The organism is Allobosea sp. GW823-FHT02B03 (assembly GCF_058797755.1).
This window is the reverse complement of the sequence record NZ_JBXAJY010000006.1, coordinates 63187-89887: the sequence shown is the minus strand read 5'-3', so window position 1 is coordinate 89887 and position 26701 is coordinate 63187. Positions and strand designations below refer to the sequence as shown.

At 65.1% G+C, this 26701-nt stretch carries 24 protein-coding genes; 8 read left to right on the top strand and 16 right to left on the bottom strand.

The annotated features are described in order from the left end of the window. Positions 1-93 precede the first annotated feature (93 nt). Complete coding sequence (locus tag AC1REK_RS20605) at positions 94-606, bottom strand: YciE/YciF ferroxidase family protein (protein WP_327520920.1); 513 nt, start codon at positions 604-606, stop codon at positions 94-96. A gap of 35 nt (positions 607-641) precedes the next feature. Next, entirely contained in the window at positions 642-1439 is a 798-nt protein-coding gene (locus AC1REK_RS20600; protein WP_492270565.1) for a hypothetical protein, read from the bottom strand. A gap of 621 nt (positions 1440-2060) precedes the next feature. On the opposite strand from AC1REK_RS20600, the gene AC1REK_RS20595 reads away from it, so the two are divergent. Continuing rightward, the gene (locus AC1REK_RS20595) at positions 2061-2954 is read left to right on the top strand and encodes a LysR family transcriptional regulator (RefSeq protein ID WP_327520918.1); all 894 of its coding nucleotides are present in this window, start codon (positions 2061-2063) and stop codon (positions 2952-2954) included. Here AC1REK_RS20595 and AC1REK_RS20590 read toward each other — a convergent pair. The 7 genes from AC1REK_RS20590 to AC1REK_RS20560 are packed head-to-tail and all read right to left on the bottom strand — an operon-like array spanning position 2942 to position 8235. After that, on the bottom strand, positions 2942-3937 hold the full coding sequence (locus AC1REK_RS20590) for an alpha/beta hydrolase (protein ID WP_492270564.1): 996 nt from the start codon (positions 3935-3937) through the stop codon (positions 2942-2944). The genes AC1REK_RS20595 and AC1REK_RS20590 overlap by 13 nt on opposite strands. Then, positions 3934-4656 carry a DUF4405 domain-containing protein gene (locus AC1REK_RS20585; protein ID WP_327520916.1) on the bottom strand — a complete coding sequence of 241 codons (723 nt, stop codon included), beginning with the start codon at positions 4654-4656 and terminating at the stop codon, positions 3934-3936. Before AC1REK_RS20585 ends, AC1REK_RS20590 begins: the two co-directional genes overlap by 4 nt. 8 nt (positions 4657-4664) lie before the next feature. Further along, entirely contained in the window at positions 4665-5105 is a 441-nt protein-coding gene (locus tag AC1REK_RS20580; protein WP_414644877.1) for a cytochrome P460 family protein, read from the bottom strand. A 48-nt stretch (positions 5106-5153) separates the two neighbouring features. After that, positions 5154-5618, bottom strand: coding sequence for a (R)-mandelonitrile lyase (locus tag AC1REK_RS20575; RefSeq protein WP_327520914.1), 465 nt, complete (start codon positions 5616-5618; stop codon positions 5154-5156). 8 nt (positions 5619-5626) lie between these two features. Then, on the bottom strand, positions 5627-6043 hold the full coding sequence (locus AC1REK_RS20570; protein ID WP_327520913.1) for a carboxymuconolactone decarboxylase family protein: 417 nt from the start codon (positions 6041-6043) through the stop codon (positions 5627-5629). A 29-nt stretch (positions 6044-6072) separates the two neighbouring features. Continuing rightward, positions 6073-7149: an alpha/beta hydrolase gene (locus AC1REK_RS20565; protein ID WP_327520912.1), complete on the bottom strand. Its 1077-nt coding sequence runs from the start codon at positions 7147-7149 to the stop codon at positions 6073-6075. Positions 7150-7203: 54 nt separating this feature from the next. After that, positions 7204-8235, bottom strand: a complete 1032-nt coding sequence (locus AC1REK_RS20560) for an alpha/beta hydrolase (protein WP_327520948.1) — start codon at positions 8233-8235, stop codon at positions 7204-7206. 533 nt (positions 8236-8768) lie between these two features. On the opposite strand from AC1REK_RS20560, the gene paoA reads away from it, so the two are divergent. The 3 genes from paoA to paoC are packed head-to-tail and all read left to right on the top strand — an operon-like array spanning position 8769 to position 12562. Next, complete coding sequence (paoA, locus tag AC1REK_RS20555) at positions 8769-9404, top strand: aldehyde dehydrogenase iron-sulfur subunit PaoA (RefSeq protein WP_492270562.1); 636 nt, start codon at positions 8769-8771, stop codon at positions 9402-9404. Beyond that, positions 9401-10351: an FAD binding domain-containing protein gene (locus AC1REK_RS20550; RefSeq protein ID WP_492270561.1), complete on the top strand. Its 951-nt coding sequence runs from the start codon at positions 9401-9403 to the stop codon at positions 10349-10351. The genes paoA and AC1REK_RS20550 overlap by 4 nt, the downstream gene beginning before the upstream one ends. A 3-nt stretch (positions 10352-10354) precedes the next feature. Then, positions 10355-12562 (top strand): aldehyde oxidoreductase molybdenum-binding subunit PaoC, encoded by a 2208-nt coding sequence (gene paoC / locus AC1REK_RS20545; protein ID WP_492270560.1) that lies wholly within the window; start codon positions 10355-10357, stop codon positions 12560-12562. 376 nt (positions 12563-12938) lie between these two features. Here paoC and AC1REK_RS20540 read toward each other — a convergent pair whose 3' ends face one another. The 4 genes from AC1REK_RS20540 to recQ all read right to left on the bottom strand — a co-directional run bounded on the left by AC1REK_RS20540 (position 12939) and on the right by recQ (position 20226). Then, positions 12939-13391 carry a hypothetical protein gene (locus AC1REK_RS20540; protein WP_492270559.1) on the bottom strand — a complete coding sequence of 151 codons (453 nt, stop codon included), beginning with the start codon at positions 13389-13391 and terminating at the stop codon, positions 12939-12941. A gap of 360 nt (positions 13392-13751) precedes the next feature. Continuing rightward, a complete protein-coding gene (locus AC1REK_RS20535; RefSeq protein ID WP_492270558.1) occupies positions 13752-15644 on the bottom strand; it encodes a TniQ family protein in 1893 nt (630 codons plus the stop codon). Between the two features lie 201 nt (positions 15645-15845). Then, positions 15846-18269, bottom strand: coding sequence for a DNA topoisomerase (ATP-hydrolyzing) subunit B (gene gyrB / locus AC1REK_RS20530; RefSeq protein ID WP_492270557.1), 2424 nt, complete (start codon positions 18267-18269; stop codon positions 15846-15848). Between the two features lie 118 nt (positions 18270-18387). Beyond that, complete coding sequence (gene recQ / locus AC1REK_RS20525) at positions 18388-20226, bottom strand: DNA helicase RecQ (protein WP_492270556.1); 1839 nt, start codon at positions 20224-20226, stop codon at positions 18388-18390. A gap of 139 nt (positions 20227-20365) precedes the next feature. On the opposite strand from recQ, the gene AC1REK_RS20520 reads away from it, so the two are divergent. After that, positions 20366-20881, top strand: a complete 516-nt coding sequence (locus AC1REK_RS20520) for a hypothetical protein (RefSeq protein ID WP_492270555.1) — start codon at positions 20366-20368, stop codon at positions 20879-20881. Positions 20882-20904: 23 nt separating this feature from the next. On the opposite strand, the gene AC1REK_RS20515 is transcribed toward AC1REK_RS20520, so the two are convergent. From AC1REK_RS20515 to AC1REK_RS20505, 3 genes are all read right to left on the bottom strand, one after another. Further along, the gene (locus AC1REK_RS20515) at positions 20905-21465 is read right to left on the bottom strand and encodes an NADPH-dependent FMN reductase (protein ID WP_492270554.1); all 561 of its coding nucleotides are present in this window, start codon (positions 21463-21465) and stop codon (positions 20905-20907) included. A gap of 104 nt (positions 21466-21569) precedes the next feature. Next, a complete protein-coding gene (locus AC1REK_RS20510) occupies positions 21570-22382 on the bottom strand; it encodes a class I SAM-dependent methyltransferase (protein ID WP_492270553.1) in 813 nt (270 codons plus the stop codon). Between the two features lie 124 nt (positions 22383-22506). Then, complete coding sequence (locus tag AC1REK_RS20505; RefSeq protein WP_492270552.1) at positions 22507-23268, bottom strand: Crp/Fnr family transcriptional regulator; 762 nt, start codon at positions 23266-23268, stop codon at positions 22507-22509. 195 nt (positions 23269-23463) lie between these two features. Here AC1REK_RS20505 and AC1REK_RS20500 point away from each other — a divergent pair, with 195 nt between their 5' ends. The 3 genes from AC1REK_RS20500 (at position 23464) to AC1REK_RS20490 (ending at position 26695) form a co-directional block, all read left to right on the top strand. Further along, positions 23464-25284: an ABC transporter ATP-binding protein/permease gene (locus AC1REK_RS20500; protein WP_316020071.1), complete on the top strand. Its 1821-nt coding sequence runs from the start codon at positions 23464-23466 to the stop codon at positions 25282-25284. A gap of 98 nt (positions 25285-25382) precedes the next feature. Beyond that, positions 25383-25658 (top strand): hypothetical protein, encoded by a 276-nt coding sequence (locus tag AC1REK_RS20495; protein WP_327524428.1) that lies wholly within the window; start codon positions 25383-25385, stop codon positions 25656-25658. Between the two features lie 152 nt (positions 25659-25810). Further along, complete coding sequence (locus AC1REK_RS20490) at positions 25811-26695, top strand: transglutaminase family protein (RefSeq protein ID WP_492270551.1); 885 nt, start codon at positions 25811-25813, stop codon at positions 26693-26695. The last annotated feature ends 6 nt before the right edge of the window (positions 26696-26701 follow it).

Here is a 26701-nt window from a genome sequence, read left to right as displayed (position 1 = left end):
TGTTTCGGGAAGTTATCGTGTCGCGACACACGAACATGAACGCAGTGAGGCCCTCTCTCCGGCGAGGAGAGAGGGCTCCAGGAAGCGAACGGATCACGCGGGCTTGGCATGCGCGACAGCAGCCGAGTTTGCCGGGCCGCCGAGCTGCGTGAGCAGCTTGTCGGTCTTGGTCTCCTCGGCAAGCGTGGCATCGAGCAGCGCCGCCGCGTCGTTGTGGCCGAGCTGCTTCGCCCATGACTTCAGCGTGCCATAGCGCGTCATCTCGTAATGCTCGACCGCTTGGGCCGAGGCGACGAGACCGGCATCGAGAGCGGGGCTGTCGGCGTAATCTTCTATGACGGCCTTGCCTTCCTCCAGAATGCCGAGGATGGCATCGCAGGTCTTGCCGCGAGGCGCCTTGCCGATCACCTCGAAGACCTCGCCTAAGCGCTCGACATGCCCCTCCGTTTCTTCGCGATGCGTCTCGAAGGCCTTCTTGAGCTCGGGCGACTTGGCCGCCTTCGCCATCTTGGGCAGTGCCTTCAGGATCTGCTTCTCGGCATAGTAGACGTCCTTGAGCATGTCATGGAACATGTCATCGAGGGCCTTTGGTGTATTCGCAGCCATTGGAATTCTCCGGTTGTCGGGGTTGCAGGCGTGGGTCAGGCGTCGACCTTGTCGCGGGCGCGGCCACCGAGCGTCGCGACGTAGCTGGCTGCCAGCGCGCCGATGAGCATCGCGATGAAGGTCGCCAGGGCGAAGGAGGCGGAGGCCTTGCGGGCCATGTCAGCCGTCTCGCGAGCGGTCTGCTCGGCTTTGGCGGCGGCCTCCCTGGTATTCGCGATCGCGTCGGTGACGCGCTTTTCGGCGTCGGGTTGGCGGATGCCGGTCTGTGCGGCGATGACGTTGGCCACATAGGACTTGTCGGCCGGGGACATGTCGCCGTTGCGGATACTCATGGCGATGATACGGCCAACTTCGGCACGGGCCGGAGCCGTGTCTGCCGAGGAGGGAGCCGGTCTCTCGGCGCGAAACAGCGGGTCGGTGACATAAGCCGACGGGTCGAGACTCGACAGGTCGAGGCGACCGGCAGCCTGGCTTGCTGCGCTTGAGACGACAGAGCCGACACCGGATGCCGCGCTCGCACCAAGGCGAGCACTGCCGCCAATAGCCGCGGCCGCGGAGGCGGCCGATGCCAGCAGGACCGTGCTGATGATCGCACCGACGGCCCAGGCCATGAAGCCGTGAGCGGTGTCGCGGAAGGCAACCTCCTCAGTATGAAGACCAACACGCTTGGTGCGGAGACGACCGGCGAAGTATCCTCCGGCACCGGCCGAGAGGAGATGAATGACAGCAAGCCAGATCACGGCGGCGATGCCGAACGTGGCTGCCGTGCCGCCGGCATTCGTCGAGGGCGAGACCGAGAAGAAGCCCAGGCCGGCTCCTGCGGCGAGGAGCATGAGGGCGATACACGCGCTGACCACGGCCCCTCCGAGGACGGCGCCCCAGGATACTGCAGAAGACGCGCGAGCGGTCGCGGCGTCGGGACGCCTCGTAGGGCGGTGTTTGTCATGCGCGATGAACTTTATAGGCGCGGACAAAAGGCCGACGCGTTGCGGACGATACGGTCCGCTCGATCTCACCGAAACAAGGTACGAGGCGATATGTTCCGCGAGCCGAAGCGTTTCAATCTCGCCGGCGGTTGCCCATGCGCTTCGAGAAGGTGCTCGGCTTGGTTTCTGGGATAGTTCGGTGGCGGAAAGCGGACGTTCCAGACGTCAGGGGCCATCTAGCTGACTTTGGCGCATTGCCCAGGAGCAGACGTTGCCAGTGGGGCGGGCCTGAGTTCCGCTCGCGCCTCGTGCCAGACATTGGCGGCGAGTCCGCATTGTGTTTCTGGGTTGCTCTTCGGGACTGGTCTCGGGCCGTTCAATTTGGCGATGGACCGCGCAGCCGAAATTGAGGCCCCTCGGCCGCGGTTGATGGCAGCAAGTTGCCAAGTCGATGTGGTGTGGCCAGCCAGTACCCGCCATGACAGCAAGGAGCTATAATTCGACCGATCTCATAAGGTTCTCTAATTAATGGCGCAGCCAAACTTTAACGACCTTGCCGCCTTCGCCATGGTCGCAAAGGAGCGCAGCTTCACCAAGGCCGGCGCCAAGCTGGGGGTCTCGCAGTCCGCGCTGAGCCAGACCATCAAGGCTCTCGAGGAGCGCCTCAAGCTCAGGCTTCTGACGCGCACGACCCGAAGCGTTGCTCCCACTGAAGCCGGCTTGCGGCTTCTCGAAACCATCGCGCCGCGCTTCGACGAGATCGAGGCGGAGATCGCGGCACTTGGCGAATTGCGGGGCAAGCCGGCCGGGACGATCCGCATCACGGCCGGAGAACATGCCGCGATCTCGGCCCTGCAACCCGCCCTGAAGGGCTTCCTGCCGGATCATCCCGACATCGAGGTCGAGATCATCGTCGACTATGGCCTCGTAGACATCGTGGCGGCTGGGTATGATGCGGGGGTACGCTTGGGCGAGCAGGTCGCAAAGGACATGATCGCCGTCCGGATCGGGCCCGAGATGCGTATGGCCGTGGTCGGATCGCCAGCCTATTTCACGCGCTACGGAATTCCGGAAACGCCACAGGACCTGACCTCCCACAACTGCATCGCGTCTCGTCTGCCCACCTATGGCGGCCTGTTTCCCTGGGGTCTCGAAAAAGACGGTCGCGAGGTCAAGGTGCGTGGCGAGGGGCAACTCGTATTCAACAGCCTCGCGCTCCGCCTGAGTTCGGCGCTCGACGGTCTCGGCCTAGCCTACCTGCCGGAAGACCAAGCGATCCCGCATATCCGCACGGGAAAGCTCATACGGGTGCTCGAGGATTGGTGCCCGCCGTTTCCCGGCTACCACCTCTACTACCCCAGCCGGCGGCATTCCTCCTCGGCTCTCTCCCTGCTGGTCGATGTCCTGCGCTACAGAGGTTGAAGCTGCCAGAAGCGGATAGCCTCTCCGATCCACCCCTCAGCGCTGGTGCCGATGCCCGGACCGAAGCCGTGCGCGACATCCGGATACACCCGGTAGTCGGTCTCGGCGCCCATGCTGCGGAGGATGGCGATCCGCCGCTCCATCGATTCCGGCGGCGCGATGCCATCCCTCGCACCGACCACGGCGAAGGTGGCCGGCTCGACGGTGCCGATGTCCGCGTGGGCCGTATAGGCCATGATGACGGCCGCCGGCCGGGGCACGTCGGGTCCGCCGAAGCGGGCCGCACCATGACTGCCGATGAGCGCCGCCATGCGCGCGCCGGCCGAGCTGCCCCAGAGCGAATATCCGCGGGTTTCGACCTCGAACTCGGCGGCGTTGCGAAACACGAGGCCGATCGCGGCCGCCAGGTCGCGGGTGGCGACCTCTCCGCCCAATCCGACCCGGTATTTCAGGACGAAGGCGTTCAATCCGGCCCGGCTGATTTCTGCGGCATAGGGGAAGCCTTCATGGACGGAGCCGACATAGGCGAAACCGCCTCCAGGGGCGATGATCGCGAACGGCGCGCCGGGCTTGCCACGCAGGAAGAACAGTCCCGCATGCGACTTGCCGGGGTCGGCGCGTCGCGCCTCGTCGTCATAGAGCTCGTAGAAGATCTGCCGGCCGCGACCTGCATCCTCGATCAGTCGGTTCAGCGCGGCGATGGTCGAGGGAACATCGACCTGGGTATGGTAAGGCAGCAGGCTGCCGATCGCGGAAAGCCTGGCGTTCTCGTCGAACGCGCGATCGTCCCAGGGCAGGATCCGGCGACCGAAGCCGGTAAATGCCGGGTGAGAGACCAACTGCCTCAGGGTGCTGTCGGCTGTCAGTGGCTGATGCGCCCCTGAACCGGAGCGCTGCGGAGCCGTCTGGGCCGATGCCTGCGTCGAAGCCGAGCACAGAGCCGCCGCGGCGAGCCATTCGCGCCGTGATAGACGCGTGGTCATGGTGATACGGTCGTCGGAACTGGCTGGGCGTCGCGGCTTGGGCGGCGGCCAGGGCGGGCGAAGTCGATGAGCTTCATCGCGTAATACGTCCCCGATATGACCAGCCCGGCGATAGCGCCGACGTGGATGAAAAAGCCCGCAACCGACTCTTCGAAGTTCCACCAGTCCAGGCTCATCTGCATGGTCAGCTTCATCCCGAGGCCCAGAACGAGACAGCTCCAGATCCCGTAGACCGCCACCGCGCCCGTGAGCGCGCGCAGGATCGAGGTCCTGATCGGACTGGTCCCGCGAAGGCCGAAGGCAACCCGCGCAAGACCGATAAGCATTGGCCAGCGCAGGCCGAGATGCACCGCCACGATCACCAGAACCCAGTAGGCGGCGACCGTATGGATCTGTCGCACGGAGAAACCGCCCCAGGGCGGCAGGAAGGAAGCGAGCGCATTCGAGATGAGGATGCTGGTTACCAGCAGCGCCAGCATGGCGAGCAGGAGCCCCCCGGTGACGAGGACATTGAAGAGGCTGCGCGGCTCGCGCCGCGTCCTCGAGAGATTGCCGTACCAGCGACGATTGAAGACGTTGTGCGCGATCAGGAGAACGAACATCAGCGTGCCCGCAAGCTCGTGCGCGACATTGCCGAGCCACCAGTAGGACAGGCCGAACACGAGCAGGACGGCGGCGAGACCGTCCAGCCAGAGACGAAGGGCGAAAAACCGGCTCATCGTAAAGCCTATTCGACCGGCTTGCCGTTGAAGCGCGGGATCCGATAGGCCGTGTAGAGATAGTCGCTGCTTGCCTGGCTGCTGTGGCAGCTCGCGCAGCGCGCCGTATTCTCAGCGGTGTTGATCTTTCCGTCGGGCCAAAACCACTGGTACTGCCAGTCGCCAGTCCGGCGGCGCTCGTCGTAGTCGGCGCCCCAGGCCTCGCCCTTCTCCATGACGAAGTAGCGGAACAGCTCGCCGTCCCGGTAGTCGACCAGCACGAAATGGGTGCCCGACGGGATGGGCTGGCGGTTCTTGACCGCCTCCAGCGCCTGCGGCGTCGTCATGATGTGCTCGGTGACGTTGCCGCGCCGCACGGTGGTGTAGTGGACGAGCTTGTCGAGATCCGGGAGCGTCGCGCGGGTGGCTTCGGCATGGACCTGCCAGCCGGCAGCGAGAAGGACGCTCATCGCAGCAGCCGCAAGAGCTGCTTGTGTAGCGAATTTCATGGGGGATCCTCAGCGGCCGTATTGCTGGTCTGAGACATGCTCCAGCCAGTCGACGGTCTTCCCGTCCAGGGTCTCGGAGATGGCGATATGGGTCATGCCGGAAGCTGGCGAGGCGCCATGCCAGTGCTTCACGCCCGGTGGAATCCAGACGATGTCGCCGGGCCGGATCTCCTGGATTTCTCCGCCCCAATGCTGCACCCGGCCGACGCCGTCGCTGACGATCAGCGTCTGGCCGAGCGGGTGCGTGTGCCAGGCGGTCCGGGCGCCCGCCTCGAAACTGACCGTGCCGCCACCGATGCGGGCAGGTGACGTGCCTTGGAAACGGCCCGTGACCTCGACCTTGCCGGTGAAGTTCTGCGCCGGGCCGGCTGTGGGCGTCTGCGCGCCGGCGCGTTGGACGACGACCCGGTCGCTTTGAGCGAGCGCAGCGAAAGGCAGCGCCATAGCCGCGAAGATCAGGGCGGGAGCGAGCATGCCAGGGCTCACTTCTGCTTGAACACGTCGCGGGCGACACCGATCGCCGCGATAGCGTTCGGCCAGCCGGCGTAGAAGGCGAGCTGCGTGATCGCCTCGACGATCTCTTCTTCCTTCACGCCATTCGTGCGCGCCAGCGCCATGTGCGAGCGAAGCTGCTCTGGCCGGTTCAGCGCGATCAGGGCGGCAACCGTGATCAGGCTGCGGTCGCGCTTGGCCAGCCCTGGCCGTTCCCAGATGTCGCCGAACAGCACGTTGTCGGTGAGCTCGGCCATCTTCGGAGCGATGTCGCCCATGAGTTGCTGCGCCCGGGACGGTGGCTTCGCCGTCGCTGGCTGGGACGGGGTTTGCGCTTGGGCTGACCCCTCGAACGGTGCCGCGCTGAGCAGCAGGGCGGCAACCGACGCGTTGCGGATGGTTCGCATGACAGACCTCGTTCGGGTTGGAAGGTGGTTCAGGTTCGGCCGGACGGGAGCGTCCGGGCGAAGAACGGGGTCAGCTTGCCCATGGCCGCATCGACGTATTTCGGCACCCAGTAGGTCTCGATATGCGTCGCGCCCTCGATCTCGAACAGCTCCTTGTCCCTGGTGCCGGTCGCCTTCGCGAAGGCGTCCTTGGTCATGCAGAGACTGTCGGCCTTGCTGCCGGCGATCATCAGCAGGGGCTGGTCGATCAGATCGATCTGATCGGTCGCGTCCCAGCGCATCAGGTCCAGCAAGCTGCTGGTCGTGTACCTGAACGTCGCGTTCGGATGGGCGTGGGTCGTCCAGTAATACGCGTAGCCCTGCCGGTACATTTCGAAGGGCAGTTTGGCGATCTGCCCGTCGGTCAGGTTGGCGTCGCCCGAGTAGAGGATCTCGCCACCGGCGACTTCCTGGGCGCGCGCTTGGGAGACTTGCCGCAGGCGGTCCTGGACAGTGTTCAGTTGCGAATCCGCGAAGCCGTTGCGGCGAACGCGCCCGGAATTGAACATGCTGAGCGTTGCGATCGACTTGAACCGCTTGTCGGTCTTGGCTGCCGACAGCGCGTAGCCTCCGCCGCCGCAGATGCCGAGAAGTCCGAGGCGCGCTGCATCGGCGCCTGGATAGCGGGTGATGAAGTCCGCCATGCCGTGAATGTCCTCGATCCGGTTCTGAGGCTTGTCCACGCTGCGGGGCTGGCCACCGCTGGCACCCTGATAGGCGGCGTCGGCAGTGATTGCGATGTAACCCTCGCCCGCCAGCCGTTGGGCATAGAGGCCCGCGACCTGCTCCTTCACGCCGCCATTCGGATGAGCGACGACGATCGCCGGATAGGTCTTGTCGGCGCTGTATCCGGCCGGGGTGTAGACGTTGGCGACAATGTCCAGCCCGCCCAGCTTGTAGGTCACGGGGTGGATATTGACCTTGCCTGGCTCGTTGCTCGTGATCGCATCCCGATAGACGAGGCCGAAGGGGTTCTTGCTGCTATCGGCGGCGCCGGCATCCCCGGCGGTAACGCCAATGGCTGCGGCGGCAGCGGCCGTCTTCAGGACGGTTCGACGCGTCATCATGGTCTTCCTTTCGAATGCAATGCTTTGGAGGCCGGGCGCGAGGCGTCGCCGGCATCAGTCGAGCTTCTTCTCGGCGAGGAACTTCGAGACGAGGTCGGCGATCTCGACATTGTTCAGGTCGGAGAATGGGAAGTGCGTATTGCCGCGGATGCCGATCTCGGGGAGATGGACGAGGCGCGCATCACCGCCATGCCCGTTGACGGCCGCGACCCAGAGCTTCGCCATGGCGAGCCGCACCCGCCAATTGTCCTGCCCGCGCTCCGTAGTTGGCTCGACCGGAAAATTGTCGCCGTAATAGATGACGATCGGGATGCGGGTGAGCTTTTGGAAATCCGCCAACGGCACCGCCTCGGGCGACAAGGTCCCGGCAGCGCTCGGCATGGCCGAGGGCAGTTCGCCCTCCGGGAAGATGAAGCCGCTGCCCGGCTCGAAAGCGACGATCGCCTTGACGTTGGGGTTCTTGATCGCCGTCAGCCAGCCCGGGCCGCCGCCTTGGGAATGGGTGAACAGGATCGCCGGTCCGGTCTTGGCGAACAGCGCCGCCATGGCATTGGAAATGACGCCGGCATCGTAGGGCCCGGTATTCGGCGTGACCGAGCGGAAAAACTGGTCCAGCGTCTCGGGCTTGCGGTCGAACTGGACGTTGTCGAAGTAGTTGGGCCATTTCCCGAGCCGGAACTGATCGAAAAAGAGCTGGTCGTAGGGGGTAGGCTCGATCGTCGTCGCGACCGTGCTGTTGCCGGCACGCCCGCGACGCGGTTGGTCGACGAGATAGACCGGGAAGCCGCGGCGCAGGAACAGGGTCTGGAAGCCCTCGCGCCCATCCGAGGTCGTCTCCCAGCTTCGTGCCGACTGGAAGGCACCGTGCAGCATGACGATCGGCAGCGCCTTGGGATTCTGCGGAACCTGATAGAAGGCGTAGAGATGGTCGCCGTGGAGGCTTTGCCCTTCGGCCGTGGGCTTGTTGTTGCTGTAGGTACCTGGGGTCCTCGCCACCGTCCCGCCGACAGCGAAGCTGCCTTGCTCCTGGATCGTGAACGGCGTGGCCTTGGCTGCCCGCTGAGCGAGCGCCGGTGTCGAGCCCATCAGCCCCAACGCGAAAAGGAACGGCGGAATAAGGAGTTTGGTGTCGATGGAAGGCATTCGTAGCTCGTTCGCTGCTTCAGCTCGCGAGGAACCTAGTCACCTGCCCACTCTTCGATTAGCCATCTGGATTCAATAGGCTTGATAAGGCTTGCTAATTAATATGCTGGCGATCCCGCGGAGCTCGCTGTCCGCTTCCCAGGAGATGGCCAAGTTTTTTGATTGGCGCGCCGAGGCCCCGCGAAGGGGAGTCGGCGACCGTCTCCTCCAACACAGCCGTTGCGATGGGAGTTCCAGCTACTCGTCGGCCCGCGCCAATTGCTGACATTTGAGCGTCGCCGGACAGCGGACGTTCCCGATGTTGAGCCTCCCGCATTTGTCTTTTGATCAGACGATCCACAAGCGCGCTGACGATCTCGTGTGTGCGGCATTTTAGAATGAGAATGAACTAGCCGCCGCTTCGGCCGTTCTCTTTCGCAACGCAGCGGGCTCGGGAGCGAGTTACCGGCTGCGATTTGTCGAAATCGGAGGCGGATATGCCAACTCCCAGCGAACTGGAAATGAACCGGCGTGATCTGATGGTCGTCGCCGGCGCCTGCGCCGCCTTTTCCACGACGGCTGCGGGCGCGCGCGCCCTGCCGGCGCCAGTCGGAAAGCCGGTGCTGAGCGAGGTCTCGTTCACCGTGAACGGGCGCAGCCATAGGCTCGAACTCGATACGCGCACGACCTTGCTGGACGCGCTGCGAGAGCAGCTTCACCTGACCGGCACCAAGAAGGGTTGCGATCATGGTCAGTGCGGCGCCTGCACGGTGCTGGTCGATGGGCAGCGGATCAACTCCTGCCTGACTCTGGCGATCATGAATGCAGGTGCGGAGATCACCACGATCGAAGGGCTCGGCGGCGTCGATAACCTTCACCCGATGCAGGCGGCCTTCGTGAAGCATGACGGCTTTCAGTGCGGTTATTGCACGCCGGGCCAGATCTGCTCCGGCGTCGCCGTCCTCGACGAGATCAAGGCCGGCATCCCGAGCTATGTCAGCGACGACCTGACCGGCGCCATGGCGCCGACCGAGGCCGAGATCCGCGAGCGCATGAGCGGCAACATCTGCCGCTGCGGCGCCTATTCCAACATCGTCGAGGCGATGACCGAGGTGGCGGGGAGGCAGGGATGAAGGCATTCTCCTACGAAAAGGCGGCTTCGCCGGCAGAGGCAGCAGCCGCCGCGGCCAGGAACCCCGACGCGAAGTTCATCGCGGGCGGCACCAACCTGCTCGACCTGATGAAGCTGCAGATCGAGGTGCCGACGCATCTGATCGACGTCAACGGGCTTGGCCTCGACAAGATCGAGCCGTCATCCGATGGCGGGCTGCGTATCGGCGCGCTGGTTCGAAACACCGCGCTCGCCGCGGATGAGCGCGTCCGGCGCGATTATGCGGTGCTCTCGCGGGCGCTGCTGGCGGGGGCATCCGGCCAGTTGCGCAACCGCGCCACCACGGCCGGCAACCTGCTGCAGCGGACGCGTTGCCCGTATTTCTACGACACGGCACAGCCCTGCAACAAGCGCCAGCCCGGCAGCGGCTGCTCGGCGCTCGGCGGCTTCTCGCGCCAGCTGGGAGTGGTCGGCATCAGTGAGGCCTGCATAGCGACGCACCCTTCCGACATGGCGGTGGCGATGCGGGCGCTCGACGCCACGGTCGAGACGGTGAAGCCCGATCGATCGACCCGCTCGATCCCTGTCGCCGAGCTGCATCGGCTGCCGGGCAAGACCCCGCATCTCGAGACCGTGCTGGACAAGGGCGAACTCATCACCGCAGTGACGTTGCCGAAGCCTGTCGGCGGCACGCAGATCTACCGCAAGGTGCGGGACCGCGCGTCCTACGCCTTCGCGCTGATCTCGGTCGCTGCCATCGTGCAGCGCGACGGCAGCGGCGCGATCGCGCTCGGCGGCGTCGCGCCCAAGCCCTGGCGCGTCGAGACGGCGGAGACTGAGCTGCCCCGCGGAGCGAAGACCGCCGCCGAAGCGATTCTCGCCGACGCCAAGCCGACCCATGAGAACGCATTCAAGCTGCCGCTGGTCGAGCGCACGCTCGGCGCGGTGCTGACGCAAGCGAGGGGCTGAGCCATGAAATTCGACAAGCCGGCAACCGACAATCCGATCGACCGCCTGCAGGTGGTCGGACAGCCGCATGATCGCATCGACGGCGCCCGCAAGGTCACCGGCGCGGCCCGCTACGCCTATGAGCAGCACGATGTCGTGGCGAACCAGGCCTATGGCTACGTGCTGGGCGCGGGCATCGCCAAGGGGCGCATCGCCTCGATCGAACTCGACGCCGCGCGCAACGCGCCGGGCGTGCTCGCGGTGGTGACCGCGAAGGAGGCCGGCACCCTGAAGAAGGGCCCGCGCAATACCGCCCGCCTGCTCGCAGGGCCGGAGGTGGAGCATTATCACCAGGCTGTCGCGCTGGTGGTGGCCGAGAGTTTCGAGCAGGCGCGCGCGGCGGCCAGCCTGATCAAGGTGGAGTATGCGGCAGCCGAGGGCGCCTTCGACCTCAAGGCTGCGAAGGACAAGGCGGCGAAGCCCGAGGGCGCCGATCCGAGCCTCGACGACACCCATGTCGGCGATTTCGCGGGCGCCTTCGCGAGCGCGCCGGTCAGCCTCGACGAGACGTATACGACGCCCGACGAAAGCCATGCGATGATGGAACCGCATGCGACGCTGGCCGCCTGGGACGGCGACAGGCTGACGCTCTGGACCGCCAACCAGATGGTCGCCTGGGGCGTCACCGACATGGCGACGACGCTCGGCATCCCCAAGCAGAACATCCGGATCGTCTCGCCCTTCATCGGCGGCGGCTTCGGCGGCAAGCTGTTCCTCCGTGCCGACGTGTTGCTGGCGGCGCTGGGCGCGCGTCTGGCGAAGCGGCCGGTCAAGGTCGCGCTGACGCGCCCGCTGATGATCAACAACACGACGCACAGGCCGGCTACGATCCAGCGCATCCGGCTGGGTGCGACGAAGGAGGGCAAGATCACCGCGATCGGCCATGAGAGCTGGTCGGGCGATCTCAAGGGCGGCGGGCCGGAGGTCGCCGTGCAGCAGACGCGGCTGCTCTATGCCGGCGCCAACCGGATGACGGCGATGCGTCTCGCCGAGCTCGACCTGCCGGAGGGCAACGCCATGCGCGCGCCCGGCGAGGCACCGGGCCTGATGGCGCTGGAAATGGCGATGGACGAAATGGCCGAGAAGCTCGGAATGGACCCGATCGCCTTCCGGCTACTGAACGATACGCAGGTCGACCCGGAGAAGCCCAAGCGCCCGTTCTCGATGCGGCGCTTCGACGAGTGCTTCAGGGTCGGCGCGGAGCGTTTCGGCTGGTCGCGGCGCTCGGCGCAGCCGGGCCGGATGCGCGAGGGCAACTGGCTGATAGGCCTCGGCGTCGCCGCCGCCTTCCGCAACAATCTCGTGATGAAATCGGGGGCGCGCGTCAGCCTCGATGCCAAGGGGATCGTCACCGTCGAGACCGACATGACCGATATCGGCACCGGCAGCTACACCATTATCGGCCAGACAGCCGCCGAGATGCTGGGCGTCGATCTCGACAAGGTGGTGGTGAAGCTGGGCGATTCCGCCTTCCCCGTCTCGGCCGGCTCCGGCGGGCAATGGGGCGGCAACAGCTCGACGGCCGGCGTCTACGCCGCTTGCGTGAAGCTGCGCGAGGCCGTCGCGCAGAAGCTCGGCATCAACTCGACCGAGGCCGTCTTCGCGGGCGGCGAGGTGAAGGCGGGCAACCGCAGCCTTGCGCTGACGAGCGCGACGGAGGCCGGACCGCTGACGGCCGAGGACACCATCGAATATGGCGACCTCGACGAGACGCATCAGCAGTCGACCTTCGGCGCGCATTTCGTGGAGGTCGGCGTCGACTTGGCGACGGCCGAGACGCGTGTCAGGCGCATGCTGGCGGTTTGCGCGGCCGGGCGCATCCTCAACCCGAAGACCGCGCGCAGCCAGGTCATCGGCGCGATGACTATGGGGTTGGGCGCGGCGCTGATGGAGGAACTGGCTGTCGACAAGCGCGGCGGCTTCTTCGTCAACCACGATCTGGCGTCCTACGAGGTGCCGGTGCATGCCGACGTCCCGCATCAGGAGGTGGTTTTCCTCGACGAGACGGACCCAATGTCCTCGCCGATGAAGGCGAAGGGAGTGGGCGAGCTGGGCATCTGCGGGGTCGGCGCTGCCGTAGCCAACGCCGTCTACAACGCGACCGGCGTGCGCGTGCGCGACTATCCGCTCACGCTCGACAAGCTGCTGGCGCGAATGCCGGATGCGGCGTGAGTGGCTTCAGTCATTCCTACACGTCGCCGAGCCAACCGTTGCCTGTAGCGGATGCCGGAGTGAGCAGCGGTAGGCGCCACTTGCAGACACTGGCTTATTGCCCGAAACTGGACGGTCCCCGCTGCGGCGCGCGGGTCCGCTCGCGACTAATCGGAGATGGGTCATCGGCGTTCTTCCAACGACCTCCAGCACTTCCTGGGTCAAGGTTTTGAAGGGTCTGTGACCCGGCTTTCGCCCAGCGCGGTTAGCGGACTGCCCCTTCTTGTATGGCATAGTGACCGGGTGGCCGTCGGGACGGTTGCCGCTGCACCACCGCTGCATTTTGTCATCAGAAGGCAAGATTGCCGTCTACGGCGAAACCGTCAGGTAAAAGCGATCAGTTCTTATGTTGCGCGATGCTTTGAATTACGCGAAAGAAGCCCTTCTCAAACTCCAACATGTCTTCCGGCGAATCGTAATTTAGCGCGACAAGCCGTTGCTTTCCGTCAAGGATGCCCAGGATGGCCTTGATGCCATCCATGTTCGGGAAATAATCGCTAGGCAGCCAGCGAAAATGCCCGCCATCGCGGCCATCATCTTTCCTATGGGGTATCTCGTATCTATTTCCCTGACGGCGGAATGAACTAATGTTCAAGAAAGTATGCAGTGCTTCAAGCAGTTGAAGGTCGGAGGTCAGAAAGACGGGCGTCAGGCCGAAGCGGAAAGGCTGATCGGCAAGCGTCCCGCGTGGCAAGACAAGGGAAGCCGTGGCGCCGGCAAGCAAAGCGCGGCGCGAGGGCTTTCCATGCTGATGAACTGAGCCCGTGAGTCGGCCTGCACCGACCACCACCGCATCTCTCCCAGTTTCATGTTATTTTGATTTCAATCTGACTGCCGAAGAGGGCGCAGTCAAACCTGTCGGCAAGTGTCGACCTGTCGTGAGGAATAGCGATGCTGAGGGCGGTGGTCGAACCGCTCTTTGGGCTCGGGGCATCCATCGTCCCTAGTCGCCATCCACGACGCCTAGCTCGCTCTGAGCAAGACCACACCGATGCAGATCTTCAATTCTGCCTGAGGGGCCAGCGTGCTGCGAGTTCCCCCTCGGGAGATTATAAATAGCTACTCGACAATCGCGGCAGATTTTCGTAAGTGTTTATAACAATTTGTACAAATATTACATTTGCATTTGGAGATAAATTTCCGACAAATTTTAGCAAGGGTCGTTATAGGCTAAAAAAATCCTGCGCCAACTCTGCGCTTCAGGCAATTTTGTGAGCAGATCAGTCCAACTCCAGTATGCAGTGAAGTCGGGGTGCGCTCTTGGTATAATAGGAAATAATTTCAATTCCAAAAATGACTTCTCCAAAGCGTCGCCGCGGGTGTTCAAAATCTTTGAAATAAAAACTGTCGGAACATAGCTGCACTTAAAGCTACGAACGCTCTCAATGCTAAGATATTTGAAGGGGCGAGAGGAATTAAATTCAACCTCTTCTAGAAACCCGCCGTCGATAAGCTCTTTCATCTCCCTTTTTTGCACTCCAATGGAGGCGGCCGCGTGACGCCTCTGTATGCCGCCAAGGCTAGCTCGGTACTGATTGGAGAACTTGAGGATATCGTCTCGGGTGATCCCTATGCTATCAAGCCCTACCTTTTCTGGGTAATGGCTCTTGGGAGTTAACCCAGAACATAAGATCGATTGAATGACTTTGATTAATGGCACATCGAAGCGGCGGCAAACTTTCTTGAGGGTAATGATATCTTTTTCGATCACATTGCTTTCGATTTTGTATTGGCATTTCTCCGCCAGCCTCTGAAATAGATCCTCTACGGATCGCCTGACATAAAGCCCGCCCTCCTGCTGAGGTGATTTGATGATCAGTCCGCAATTCTCGAAATCGCTCAAAAAGCGCGGCAGAATACCAAAAATTTCATACATCTCAATCACGCTCAGATAGAATTCGCGCTTTGAGCGGTGGTAGGCGATATTATCGCGACGTGCTTTCTCTTTTGAAAGATCATCTATATCAATAAAAAGGTATTCATTTCCAGTTTTCCCGATCTTCAGGTGCCCTCCGATCTTCTTTTGGTGAAACAGTTTCCTTACAGTGTGGTGAGTGACATTGAGCAGACGGGCCGCTGCAATCTGAGTTACGAATTTCTGTGGGCTCGTTGCGTGCTTTTGAGCTGAGGCTGATGATGGTCCCCGACTGGGCCCTCGCCCCGCTGCCGAAAAAATTGCGTCCCGGAGAATGCCGGCGTGAGCAGGAGAGATTCGGCCTTGGCTCGCTATCTGGTCAAATACTCGAAATATCTGATTGGACTCCTGGAGATCAGGGGAGCTTGCTAGGCGTTCAACAATGGCACTAAATTCATTTGGCCAGTCTGCCAGCGCATGCTCTGCGTTCTCCAGAATTTTAAGGCGAGAAGTGGATCGACTTTCCTTAGAAAGGGATTTGGCGATAACGCCAACGCAGTGAATAATACTCAAAGTCTCACTCGATGTCGGGTTCTGAAAGATTTCATTCAAATCAGGTTCTATCATAAGAGTTTCATGACTCATTGATTTCGCCACGAAGACAGGCAGTGTCAGCTCACTATTGGACGCCTTAATGGAAGGGCCTTGGCTGAATACGAACGAGCAATTTTTGTTTCCGCAGCGATCCAAATGAGAACGCTTCCATGTTACGGCGTGCCTGCATTGCGGGCATTGCGAAAGCAATTTGACCCCGTGGCATGGGCAGGCATTCCAAAAAACGAAATCCCATTCCGCGGGAATAATTTGCGCCTGCTTCAAGCAAATTTGGCAGACGCGCGCGCTCGAGACGTCCAGAAACCCTTGAGGGACGTCTGTACCCCGAACGCCTAGTCGCACATATCCGCTACCGCGACGCGGAGCGACAAGGGGCTCGAAGTAATCGCGCGTAACTCCTGCGGCTTCGGCGAGATTGGCTATAACTTCCGCTCGAGGCCGAATAGGCGCGAGATATCCGACCATACTGAGAACGGCTGCTGCATTCAGATATCGATTGGCCTCAGCAGCTCGTAACGCCCAACCCCACACTCCCTCGCGCGGGTCCGGGCAGACGCGGACTGGCAATCGCATTTAACTCTCCAGCGTCCTTCCTTGCTCCTACACTCTTGTAAAAGCTCGGCAATCCGCCGTGCTGCGGTGCTGATCGCGCCGGTTTGCGCCCGCGCCCGACCCGGCATCTCAGCCGCAGGCACATACGATTTGATTGGTTTACCAGTCTCGCTTTTTGGTGTCAGATTCTCATTTATTGGTTGCCGGACCAGCTGCCGCGGCTCAGGTATCGACGTTGGCGTTCAGGGCGTTGGTCTGGATGAACTCGCGGCGCGGCTCGACCACGTCGCCCATCAGCTTGACGAAGAGATCGTCGGCCTCGTCGTTCTGGTCGTTCTTGACGCGCAGCAGCGAGCGGACGTCGCGGTCGAGGGTCGTCTCCCAGAGCTGGTCCGGGTTCATCTCGCCGAGACCTTTGTAGCGCTGCAGCGAAACGCCCTTGCGACCGATGGCATTGACCGCGTCGAACAGGTCGCTCGGACCGTTGACGATATGGTCGTCGCCCTTGCGGCTGAGAACGCCCGGCTTGGCATAGGCCTCCTGCAGAGAGGCGCCGGCGGCATCGAGCCGGCGCGCCTCGGCGCTGGCGAGCAGGCCGGCATCGAGCGTCGCGACCTGCTTAACGCCGCGCACCAGCCGCGAGAAGACGAAGCCGCCATCGGCAACCTTGCCTTCCCAGCCACGCTCGATCTCGTCGGACACCGCGTCGAGCCGGCGCGCGACATAGGCTGCGGCCTCGGCCAGCTCGGCCTCGCTCTGGCCGTCCTGCGGGCGCAGAACGCCGGCGATCGCGGTCTGCTCGACGACGCGCCGGTCATAGCGCGAATGCAGTTGCGACAGGGTGTGGCGCACGCTGCGCGCTTCCTCGATCAGGGCGCGCAGGTCGGGGCCGGCGCGCTCGCTGCCGTCGCCGATACGGAAGACGGCGCCGTCGAGCGCGGAGTCGACGAGATAGTCCTCGAGCGCCCGCTCGTCCTTGAGATAGGTCTGCGACTTGCCGCGGGCCGCCTTGTAGAGCGGCGGCTGGGCGATGAAGAGATGGCCGCGCTCGATCACCTCCGGCATCTGCCGGTAGAAGAAGGTCAGCAGCAGCGTGCGGATATGGGCGCCGTCGACGTCGGCGTCCGTCATGATGATGATCTTGTGGTAGCGCAGCTTCTCGATGTTGAACTCCTCGCGGCCGATGCCGGCGCCGAGCGCCGTGATCAGCGTGCCGACCTGGTCGGAGGAGAGCATCTTGTCGAAGCGCGCCCGCTCGACGTTGAGGATCTTGCCGCGCAGCGGCAGGACCGCCTGGTACTCGCGGGCGCGGCCCTGCTTGGCCGAGCCGCCGGCCGAGTCACCCTCGACGATGAAGAGTTCGGACTTGGCGGGGTCCCTCTCTTGGCAATCAGCCAACTTGCCTGGGAGAGACGCGATATCGAGCGCGCCCTTGCGGCGGGTGAGGTCGCGGGCCTTGCGGGCAGCCTCGCGCGCGGCTGCGGCCTCGGCGACCTTGCCGACGATGGTCTTGGCCTCGTTCGGATGCTCCTCCAGCCAGGTCGAGAGCGCCTGGTTGACGACGTTCTCGACGACGGGCCGGACTTCCGAGGAGACCAGCTTGTCCTTGGTCTGCGAGGAGAATTTCGGGTCGGGAACCTTGACCGAGACGATCGCGGTCAGGCCCTCGCGGCAATCGTCGCCGGTGAGCGAGACCTTCTCCTTCTTCGAGATGCCCGAAGTCTCGGCATAGCCGGTGACCTGGCGCGTCAGCGCGGCGCGAAAGCCGGCGAGATGGGTGCCGCCGTCGCGCTGCGGGATGTTGTTGGTGAAGCAGAGCACGTTCTCGTGGTAGCTGTCGTTCCACCAGAGCGCGACGTCGACCGTGATCCCGTCCTTCTCGGAGGAAAGCATGATCGGCTTGTCGATCACCGGCGACTTGGCCCGGTCGAGATAGCGCACGAAGGCCTCGACGCCGCCTTCGTACATCAGCTCCTCGCGGACGACCTCGGCATGGCGCGCATCGGTCAGGACGATGCGCACGCCCGAGTTCAGGAAGGCGAGCTCGCGCAGCCGGTGCTCCAGCGTCTTGTAGTCGAACTCCACCATGGTGAAGGTCTCTTGCGACGGCAGGAAGGTCACCTCCGTGCCGCGCCTGTCGCCGGCCGGGCCGACGACGACGAGCGGCGCCACGGCCTCGCCATGGCGGAACTCGATGAAATGCTCGTTGCCGCCGCGCCAGATCCGCAGCTTCAGCGAGACCGAGAGCGCGTTCACGACGGAGACGCCGACGCCGTGCAGGCCGCCCGAGACCTTGTAGGAGTTCTGGTCGAACTTACCGCCGGCATGGAGCTGGGTCATGATGACCTCGGCCGCCGAGATGCCTTCCTCGCTGTGGATATCGGTCGGGATGCCGCGGCCATTGTCGCTGACCGTGACCGAGCCGTCGGCGTTCAGCGTCACCGTGACGAGGTCGGCATGGCCGGCGAGGGCCTCGTCGATCGCGTTGTCGACGACCTCGTAGACCATGTGGTGCAGGCCCGAGCCGTCATCGGTGTCGCCGATATACATTCCGGGGCGCTTGCGCACTGCATCCAGGCCTTTGAGAACCTTGATGGAATCGGCGCCATAGGCGGCGTCCTCGAGGTCGCGGGCGGCATCGCTCATGTCGGGGTCCTTCAGCGGGCGAGCAGGCGCCCGCGATGATCTTGATTCGTCTGGAGAATATAGGGGTTCAGGATGGCTTTTTCACGTGCGCGTGCGTGCGTACGCGGGACGCGCCGCTTTAGCCAGAAAATGTCGAGATCGCGTCGAGGAAGACCTCGCCATACTGGCTGAGCTTGCGCTCGCCGACGCCCTCGATGCCCCGCATCTCCTCGAGGCCGAGCGGCCGCTCGCGCGCCATCGCGATCAGCGTCCGGTCGGTGAAGATGATGTAGGCGGCGACGCCTTCCTCGCGGGCGAGGGTGAGCCTGAGCTGGCGCAGATGCTCGAACAGCGCGGCGGTGTCGCCGTCGAGCCCGTCGGCCCGGGCCGCCTCGCGCGCGCCGCGTCGCGAGCGCCGCTCGGCATGCGGGTCGACCCTGAGCGCGATCGGCTCGCGCCCGAACAGGATATCCTCGCCCTTCTCGGTCAGGCAGAAGCCGCCATGCTCGACGCTGGCCTCGGCAAGCGCCCCGGCGGCGAAGAGCTTGCGCGTCAGCGCCGTCCAGGCGCTCTTCGGCTTGTCGGCGCCGACGCCGAAGGTCTTCAGCCCGTCATGGTTCTGGCGGCGGATCGCCTCGGTCGCCGTGCCGGTCAGGATGTCGGCGAGATGGGCCGCGCCGAAGCGCTGGCCCGAGCGCGCCACCGCCGAGAGCAGTTTGCGCGAATCGAGCGTGGCGTCGGCGAGCTCCGGTGCTTCCGGGCCGCAGAGATCGCAGCGGAACGGTGCGTTGCTATGGCGGCAGGGCGGCGTCTGCTCGCCGAAATAGGAGAGCAGCGCGCTGCGCCGGCAGAGCGCCGATTCGCACAGATCGATCATCGCATTGAGGCGCTTGTGTTCGATCCGGCGGCGTTCGTCGTCGATCGCCTTCTCGTCGATCTGGCGGCGGCGCAGCGCCATGTCGTCGACGCCGTAGAGCGTCAGCGTGTCGGCCGGGAGCCCATCGCGCCCGGCGCGGCCGATCTCCTGATAATAGCCCTCGATCGAGCCCGGCATGTCGGCATGGACGACGAAGCGGACGTCGGGCTTGTTGATGCCCATGCCGAAGGCGATGGTGGCGCAGACGACGACGCCGTCCTCCTGCAGGAAGATGTCCTGGTTGCGGTTGCGCTCGGCCTGCTCCAGCCCGGCATGGTAGGCATAGGCCTTGTAGCCCTTCTCGCGCAGCCCCTCTGCCAGCCGCTCGGTGCGCCCGCGCGACGAGCAGTAGACGATGCCCGAGCCGCCGCGATGGACCTTGAGGAAATCGGCGATCTGCCGGCGCGGCTGGTCCTTCGGCGCGAAGGCGAGCTTCAGGTTCGGCCGATCGAAGGAATGCACCACCAGATGCGGCGGCTGCGGGAAGAGTTGCTGGGCGATGTCGTCTCGCGTCTGGCGGTCGGCCGTCGCGGTCAGCGCCGTCACCGGGACGTTGCCGAGCGCCTCGCGGACCTTGGAGAGCAGGCGGTATTCGGGGCGGAAATCGTGCCCCCATTGCGAGACGCAATGCGCCTCGTCGATGGCGAGCCGGGTGACGCCGAGCCGGCGCAGGCGTCCGACCAGTCCCTCTCCGGCGAGGCGCTCCGGCGAGACGAAGAGCAGGCGCAGTTCGCCGGCATTGAGCCGGTCCCAGGCCGTTGCCGCTTCTTCCTCGGTGTTCATCGAGTTGAGCGAGGCGGCGGCGACGCCAGCTCGAACCAACTGCCCGACCTGGTCGCGCATCAGCGCGATCAGCGGCGAGACGACCAGGGTCAGCCCGCCTGCGACGAGTGCCGGCAGCTGGTAGCACATCGACTTGCCCGAGCCGGTCGGCATCACCGCGAAGACGTCGCGGCCGGACAGCGCGGCTTCGATCACCTCCCATTGCCCGGGGCGGAAATCGTCATAGCCGAACACCGACTTCAGGATCGCGCGGGCTTTTGATTCGCTGGGCGACGACATGGCCCGGATGTGCCGGATTTGGCGGCCGAAGGCCAGCCATGGCGCGAATTCATCCCCGACCGCGGCAAGGCTCGCTTGATCGCCGGCCGGGCGCGCGCGACGCTGTTGGCCGCTGCGAGCCGTGCCGGGAGAGCCAGCCATGCGCCTTGCCTTCGCCTTGATCCCTTTGCTCGCGGCTGCGGCGGCCCATGCCGGCCCGCTCGAGCGCGAATTGCCGCCGCGCAAGAATGCCTGCTGGGAGCGCAGCTATGACGCGGCCCATCTCGCGATCCATCCGCGCCAGAAGGTCGCAAAGATCCGCCTGCTGCATTCGCCGGAGAATTGGCAGCCGGGAGAGGGTGGCAGCGTCTACGTGATGCTCCACATCAATCTGCGGGAGCGCGTGAAGCCCGGTCAGGCCTTCGACTATCAGCTCGGCGGCTTCTGCCGTGCCGCCGGGCAGGGCCTGCTCTGCCGGCCGGAATGGGACGCCGGCAGCTGGCGGATCGAGCGTGGCCCGAACGGGGCGCTCGACATCCGCAATGCCGGGATCACCGCCAATCCCGATCCCTATGACGCCGAGGAAATCGCCGACGGCGCGGCACGCATTCCGGCGAAGCCCGATGACGGGATCTGGCGGCTGTCACCGGCGGCCGGACCGTGCCGGCTGGAATAGCCCTCTTCGTCCCGCCTCGCGGGTCAGGGATGCATCGCGGCGACCTTGATCAGCCGCGCGACGACCTTGTCGAGGAAGCCGGCGGTGCGCCGGTCGCTGAGCTCGCCATCCTCGCCATAGGCCTTGTCGGCGCCGGCGACGGCGAGCATTTCCGGCACGAGCAACGCGCCGAAGCCGAGCTCGAGCACGGTGCGCAGCTGCGTCAGGCAGCGATAGGTGCCGAGCGAGCCGGCGGAGGCTCCGCCCAGCGCTACGACCTTGCCGCGCAGGCCCGGCCCGCCCGAACGGGCGATGCTGATCCAGTCGAGCGCGTTCTTCAGCGCCGGGGGGTAGCCGGCATTGTATTCCGGGCTGATGATGAAGAGCCCGTCATGCGCCTCGACCAGCGCGGCGAGCGCCTTCGCCTCCGCGGGCGGGTCGTTGTCGAAGGCGCGGGCGTCGATCAGCGGCAGCGGATAGTCGCCGAGCGAGATCTGCGTCACCTCGGCGCCGGCCGCCGCGAGCTTCTTGGCCACCAGGGTCGCGAGCCGCGTGTTCATCGAGCCCGGCCGCCAGGAGCCGGCGAAGACGAGGATTTTTGGCATGACGGGCTCCGGCAGAGGCGAAAGGGCAGGCGCGCAGGACGGCACGGCTGCCGTCAGCTTGCCCTCGCCATGCGATGGAAGGAAGACACAGGGCTCGCGAAGCCTCAGGGCTTGGCGCGGCGATAGACCCAGACGCGCGCTGGCGGGATGTTGCGCAGCACCCAGTCGGAGACCTGCGACTTCAGCCCCGAGCCCTTGCGGGTGATCGGCGAGACCATCGCATAGGTGAACTGGATGAAGGGCGCGCCGGGCTGGAGCACATTGTCGAAAGCGTCGTTGACCAGGGCCGAGCGCTCGGCCGGCGGCCGGTTGAACAGCGGCAGACTCGAGACGACCGCGCTCGCCTTCTCGCCGAGATGGCCTTCCAGCGTCTTCGACAGAGCGTATGCATCGCCCTCGACGATGGTGGCGCGCGGGAAGCGCTGACGCAGCAGTTCGCAGAACTCGGGAGCGAACTCGACCAGCACCAGGCGGGACTCGTCGATGCCGCGGGCGATCAGCGCCTCGGTGACCGGCCCGGTTCCGGGGCCGATCTCGACCACCGGGCCCTCGACCAGCGGATCGACATAGGAGGCCATGCGCTTGGCGAGGAAGGGGCTGGACGGCGCGACCGCGCCGGTGCGCCCAGGCGAATCGATCCAGGATTTCAGGAAGCGGGCATCGTCGCCGAACTTGGCGCGCGCCTCGTCGGCGGCCTTGCGGACGCGGGTCTTCAGCTTGCCGGCGGTGTTGCGGACCTCGTCCTCGACCTTGTAGCGGGCCGCTACCACGCGCAGCCTGGCCTGGGCGACGCTGTCAGCCAGCTCGGCGGCAGTCAGGCGCACCTCATCCTCGAGCCGGGCTGCGACCGAGGACTGGCCGAGCCGCGTGGCAAGGGAAGCGTTGCGCGGCCGCGAGCCGGGAGCGGGGTGGACCATAGGACCTCTGAGCGGCGCGTCGCGACCCGCTGCAGCGGGACAGTGCGACAATGCGGTGACGTTACGCCGCTGTCATATGGGGTCAAGAGCCCTCGAATCCAGAGATTTCTTGACGCGCCGCCGCTCAGATCAGCGGCCGGGGCCGGCGCTCGCCTTCGAAAAGCAGCGCCATGCGCTCGGTCAGGCGCGGGTTCAGCAGCTTGAGGCGGCCGCCTGAAAGCGCGAACAACCCGGCCCGGCGCAGCCGCGACCAGGTCTTGCTGGTGTGGACCAGCGACAGGCCGAGCGCATCGGCGAGATGCTGCTGGGTCAGCGGAAAGGCGAAGCTGTCCTCGCTGACGAGGCCGAGGGCGTCGGCCCGGCGATAGAGCGAGATCAGCAGCGCGGCGATTCGCTCCTGGGCATTGCGCTGCCCGACCGAGGTCAGGTTCTCGTCGATCAACGATTCCTCGCGCGAGCCGAGCCAGGCGAGCTCATAGGCGAGCGCGGGCATGCGGGCGAACAGCTCATAGGTGCGCCGGCGCGGGAAGACGCAGAGCTCGACCTCGGTCAGCGACTCGATGCCGTGCTGCGCAGCGCTGAGCAGCGAGGCCTGCAGGCCGACGAGATCGCCCGGAAGCAGGAAGTTGAGGATCTGGCGGCGCCCGTCCGGCAGTGATTTGTAGCGGAAGGCCCAGCCGGAGAAGAGCGTGTAGAGCTCTGCATCCTCCTGGCCGGGATGGATGATGTCGGCGCCTGCTGGCAACTGACGATGGTCGACTTTCATCGACTGGATGAAGCGGATCTCGTCGTCCGGCTTGTCCTTGAAGGCCGGCTTGAGGCGCAAGGGGCAGGCGAGGCAGGGCACGCCCGTCCGGTTTCGATTGGTCGTCGAGACCATGACCATGCGGTTCGCTTCCCTGCCTTCCAGTCTGCGATCCCATGCGATCTTGCCGGAGCGGCCGATCGCGCTTGTGCATCGCAATATCGTCGGCTTGCGACCGGAACTCTCGCTTCGGCTTCGCGTTTTCCTCTCTGCCGCGAAAGCCCTCTCTTAGCAACGTCATAGGGGTCTGACGGCGGCGATCTGGAGCCCGGCCGCATGAATGACACCTCCACCGTGCCGCGGCGCTCGCGCATGCGGCAGTTCTTTCGCGTGGCATTGCGGTTCTGGACCGGCGAGAGCCGGCTGCGGGCCTGGCTTCTGACCCTCCTCGTGCTGTTCTGCGTCGCTGCGCAACTTGCGGCGGCTGTCGGCGTCAATGCCTGGAACCGCCTGTTCTTCGATGCGCTGGAGAAGCGGGACGTCGCGGCCGTCTGGTCGGTGGTCGGCTGGCTGCCGTTGCTCGTCGCCGGCTCGGCGCTGGCGCTCTCCTGTCTGGTGATCAGCCGCATGCTGCTGCAGGTGCGCTGGCGTGAATGGCTGACGCGCCACATCGCCGGCTGGTGGATCGCCGATCAGCGCTATTACCGGCTGCAATTCGTCGCGCGCGAGCAGTCGGCTCCCGAGTACCGCATCGCCGATGATGTCAGGCTCGCCATCGAGCCCCTGGTCGAGTTCGCCATCGGGCTGATCAGCGCGGCGGTGACGGCTGCGACCTTCGCCGCGATCCTCTGGCACGTCGCCGGCTCGGCGCGCTTCACCTTCGGCGGCTCGGAAATCGTCATTCCCAGCTACATGGCGCTCGCCGCCGTGCTCTATGCGATCATCGCCTCGCTCGCCGCCTATTTCGCCGGCCGGCCCTTGGTGCCGCGCATCGCCGCCAAGAACGAGGCGGAGGCGCAGTTCCGGGCAGAGATGACGCGCCTGCGCGAGAATGCCGAGAGCATCGCCCTGATCAAGGGCGATGCCGACGAGCGCGACTCGGTCGGCGAGAACTATGGCCGTGTCGTCGCAGCCTGGCTCAAGGTCATCCGCCAGCAGGGCGTCATCGCCATCGTGCTCAACACCAATGGCGCGCTCTTCCCGATCGTGCCGCTGCTGCTGGTCGCGCCGAAATTCCTGTCCGGGGAGATCACCCTGGGCGCGGTGATGCAGGTGGTCGCGGCCTTCAGCGCAGTGCAGGCGGCGCTGATCTGGTTCGTCGACAATTTCGTGCGCCTCGCCGAATGGTTCGCCTCGGTCACCCGCGTCGACGAATTGGCCGAAACGCTCGAGGCGCTCGACATCGGCACGATCATGGAGGGTGAGACCCAGATCGCGCTGGGCGAGAGCGGCGACGGCGCCATCCATATCGAGAACCTCTCGCTCGCCCACAGCAATGGCCGCATCGTCATCGCCGATGCCTCGGTGGTGATCGAACTCGGCGAGAAGGTGCTGATCACCGGCGAGAGCGGCACCGGCAAGAGCACCCTGATCCGGGCGCTCGCCGGCCTCTGGCCCTGGGGCTCGGGCTCGATCGAACTGCCGCAAGGCAAGCGCCTCGCCTTCGTGCCGCAGAAGCCCTACATGCCGATGGGGACCTTGCGGGACGTGCTGCTCTATCCCGAGGCCGAGAGCAGGGTCTCCGACGATGTCGTCGTGGCCGCGCTCCAGCGCTGCGGTCTCTCCTATCTCGCCAAGCGGCTCGATGAGGAGGAGCGCTGGGACCAGACGCTGTCCGGCGGCGAGCGCCAGCGCGTCGCCTTCGCGCGCCTGCTGATCCAGAAGCCCGATATCATCATCATGGACGAGGCGACCTCGGCGCTCGACGAGGACAGCCAGAATTCCCTGCTCGGCCTGCTCGAGGAGGATCTTGCCGCAGCCACCGTGATCAGCGTCGGCCACCGGCCGGGTCTGGAGGACTTCCACGACCGCAAGATCACCCTGGAGAAGCGCCAGGCCGGCGCGCATCTGACTTCGAGACGCCTCGGCAAATCGCTCTGGCGGCTGTTCCGGGGGCGCGCGGCGGCCAATGATCCGGCTGCCGAAGAAAAAGTTTAGTTCGCGGCGATTTCGCCCCTGCACGGAACAAAACCCTCCCGAACTGGTTGACAAGCCGAAGCCGCCGCGAGCGGTCCATGCGAATCGGGAGAGCGAAGATGACGACCGCCAGCCTTGCCCCCCTCAAGCGCGCAGCCACCTTCTTCGGCGCCATGGCGCTGGTCGTGACCGCGCTGACCACCGGCGCCGCCCTTCAGAACGGTGTCGGCGAGAGCTCGCAGGCGGTTGCCGAGGCCAAGATCCAGCGCGGCATTCCTTCCGACATGCAGCTCGCCGCCGTGAACCCGGCCGAGACCCGCCGTGACCTCGCCCATCGCGTGGTTCCGACCTCGCAGCAGGAAGCCCGCCTGTCGGGCGGCACCATCCTGCGCTGAGCGGGCTGAGGGAACCACAGCCTCGCTGCCGCGTAGTAGCAGCGAGCGCCGAAGCATGAAGCCGCCGCAAGGCGGCTTTTTCCGTGGCGGCGTGCAGGTAGCTTCGGGGCCGCTATCGTGGCGGCCGGGAGCGTCCTGCCCGGGGGACAGGCATGTATCTTCGCATCCGCCACGCGACGACCTATCGCTATGCCTGCCCGGTATCCTTCGGTCCGCACCGGCTGATGCTGCGCCCGCGTGATTCCTTTGACCTGCGCGTCATCGACGCCGTGATCACGATCTCGCCCGCGGCGAGCCTGCGCTGGATGCACGACGCCTATGGCAACCCGGTCGCCATGGCGAGCTTCACCGGCGAGGCCGAGACGCTCGACATCGTCAGCGAACTCGTCATCCAGCGCTTCGGATCGGCACTCCCGACCGCCGCGCTCGGGCCGGATGTCGAGAGCGGGGCGATCAGTTACAGCCCGGCCGAACGCGCCGTGCTGCAACCCTATCTCGATCTTGCCGCCGCCGATCCGGAGGGGGGGCTCGACGCCTGGCTCGAGACCTTCCGGGCCGGGATCGGGGGAGGGCATCTGCTGCGCGAGCTGGCGCACGCGATCAACAGCAGCCTGAGCTATGCCGTGCGTTTCGACGAAGGCACGCAGCACCCGCTCGACACGCTGGCGGCGCAGGCTGGCTCATGCCGCGACTATGCCTGGCTGTTCATCGAGCTCGCCCGCCGTCTCGGCTTCGCCGCGCGCTTCGTCACCGGCTACATCCATGATCGTTCGCCGGCGGCCGAGACGCTGACCTCGCTGGTGGGGCTGACCCATGCCTGGGCCGATGTCTTCATTCCCGGCGATGGCTGGATCGAGTTCGACCCGACCAATGATCTCGTCGCCGACCGGCAATTGCTGCGCGTCGCCGTCGCGCGGGTGCCCGAGGATGCCTCGCCGGTGGCCGGAAGCTATGTCGGTCCCGCCGGTTCGTTCCTCGGCCTGGCGGTCGGGGTTACGATCACCCCTGCCAGCGCGCCGGAGCCGGCCGCGGTTTGACCGCGG